We start from the raw sequence: 2,329 nt of genomic DNA, 5'->3' as shown, positions 1-2,329 counted from the left end.
ACCTCAGCCGCCCCACGATCCCGCCCCCGCAACCACCCCAAGAACTCCCGGAACGACACCACCGGCCCCAACACCCGCCCCGCATACAACGCGAACAGCTCGCGGACGAGCAGCGGGCCGGACCAGCCGTCGATCAGGATGTGGTGAACGGTCCACACCAGACGGTGCCGTTCGGGACCCATGCGCACCAGCAGGAACCGCATCAGCGGCGGCTCGCCCAGGTCGAAACGCCGCAGCCGGTCCTCGTCGGCCAGTCGTCCCGCTTCCGCTTCGTGCGTGTGCGCCGGAGCGCCTTCGAGGTCGTGCTCGCGCCAGGGGATCTCGACCGTGGAGGGGATGACCTGGAGGGACTCCTCGAACTCCCCGGCGACGAATCCCGCCCGGAGGTTGGGGTGGCGCTGGATCAGCTCCCGGGCCGCGGCGCGCAGACGGTCGGCGTCCAGCCGGCCTTCGAGGTCGAGGACGAGCTGCACGGTGTAGACGTCCACGCCGCCGTCCGCCTCGTAGCGGGCATGGAAGAGGAGGCCCTCCTGAAGAGGCGTGACGGGAAGGATGTCCTCGATCTCGGAGTGCGTCATTTCTTCTTCCTCCACACAGCTTCCAGACGGTCCAGCGCGGACTGGCTCAGCGAGAGCAGTGGCACGTCCGAGGGGGTACGGCCGCCCGCGTCGGGCCGCCGGGCGTGCGTGACGAGAGCGCCCAGGGCGCGGAACCACCCGTGTGCCAGCTCCTGGACGCGCTCCTCGGTCAGCAGGGCGGCGGGCCAGGACCACGTGACCACCAGGCGGGGACCGTCGGGACCCACGTGTGTCACGGCATTGACGTCCAGGACGTGGTGGAGGGCCGCTTCGGTGTCATGGGCGGCCGGACGACCGCCCTCCTCCGTGCTGGGCGTCCAGACCTGCGGGAGGCCGGCGCCGGCGGTGTTGACGCGGCCCAGGTAGTTGAAGCCGATGCGCGGCGTGGGCAGCGCGGCGAGCCGCTCCGCGGTGGCGCTGTTCAGGTGGCGCAGCAGTCCGTAGCCGATGCCGCGGTCGGGTATCGCACGGAGTTGTTCCTTGAGTCGCTTGAGCGCGTGCCCGGCGGCGGCGCCGCCCGACAGCGCCTCGTCCAGGTCGACGGCCCCGGCGTCGAGCCGCACGGGGAAGAGGCTGGTGAACCAGCCCACCGTGCGGGACAGGTCCACGCCGTCGACGAGTTCCTCGCGGCCGTGGTCCTCCAGGTCCAGCAGTACGGCGGTGCCCGTCCCGGGGCCGTGGCGTCGGCGGTGGTCGGCGAGAGCGAGCACCAGACCGGTCAGCAGTACGTCGTTGACGCCGGCCCGGAACATCGCCGGGACGCTGGTCAGCAGTGGCTCGGTCTGCTCCTCGGAGAGGGTGAGTGTCAGGTGTCGCAGGGTGCCCGCGACGTCCCGGCCGGGCTCCGGGGCGAGATCGGCGAAAAGGCCCTGGTCGGGCTGTGTCATCCCGGTCCAGAGGTCGAGTTCGGCGGCCGTACGGTCCGGGTCGGCCGCGAGCTCCGTCAGCAGCCCGGACCACGTACGGAAGGACGTGGTCACGGGGGCCAGTCCGGCCTGCCGGCCGTCGCGCGCCGCTTCCCAGGCGGCCCGCAGGTCGGGCAGCAGGATCCGCCAGGACACCCCGTCGACGACCAGGTGATGCGCGACCAGCAGCAGCCGGCCGGGACCACGGCCCGCGCCCGTGTCGAACCACACCGCCTGGAGCATCACCCCCGCCTCCGGATCGAGACGCAGCCGCGCCGCCTCCGCCTCCGTCTCCATCACGCTCCGCAGACCGTCACTGTCCAGGGCGGCCGCGTCGACACGCCGGAAGCAGCGCCCCGGGTCCACGGCCCCGGGCGCCGGGACGGTCAGCCGCCACTCACCGTCCGGGTGATCCGGACGTACGAGGCGTGCGCGCAGGACGTCGTGGTGGTCGAGGAGGGTGCCCAGGGCCGCACAGATCGGCGCCTCGCCCAGGTCCTCGGGCACGTACAGGAGCGTCGACTGGTTGTATCCGTCGAGCGCGCCGCCCCCGTCGATCAGCCAGTGCATGATCGGCGTGAGCGGTACGTCTCCGACGGGCTCGTCCTCGGAGTGCGCCGAGGACGCCGTGACCGGGGCGGCGACGGCCGTCAGCCGTTCCACGGTCTTGTGCAGGAACACGTCCCGCGGCGTGATGGCCAGCCCGGCCTCGCGGGCACGGCTGACGAGCTGGATCGACATGATGCTGTCCCCGCCGAGGGTGAAGAAGTCGTCGTCGATGCCGACCCGTTCCAGGCCCAGGACCTCCGCGAACAGTCCGGCGAGGATCTCCTCCTGCGGTGTGCG

2 protein-coding genes are annotated in these 2,329 nt (G+C 72.1%); both read right to left on the bottom strand.

From position 1 onward, the window contains the following. A partial coding sequence (locus ACH499_RS34545) for a condensation domain-containing protein (protein WP_399020985.1) occupies positions 1-578 on the bottom strand: 578 nt, incomplete at its 3' end. Further along, a partial coding sequence (locus tag ACH499_RS34540) for a condensation domain-containing protein (RefSeq protein ID WP_399020982.1) occupies positions 575-2,329 on the bottom strand: 1,755 nt, incomplete at its 5' end. The genes ACH499_RS34540 and ACH499_RS34545, both read right to left, overlap by 4 nt.

Origin of the sequence: Streptomyces sp. NPDC018947 (assembly GCF_044390505.1) — a bacterium.
Lineage (GTDB): Bacteria > Actinomycetota > Actinomycetes > Streptomycetales > Streptomycetaceae > Streptomyces.
The sequence above is the reverse complement of the archived record's forward strand: the minus strand, read 5'-3'. Positions and strand labels throughout refer to the sequence as shown.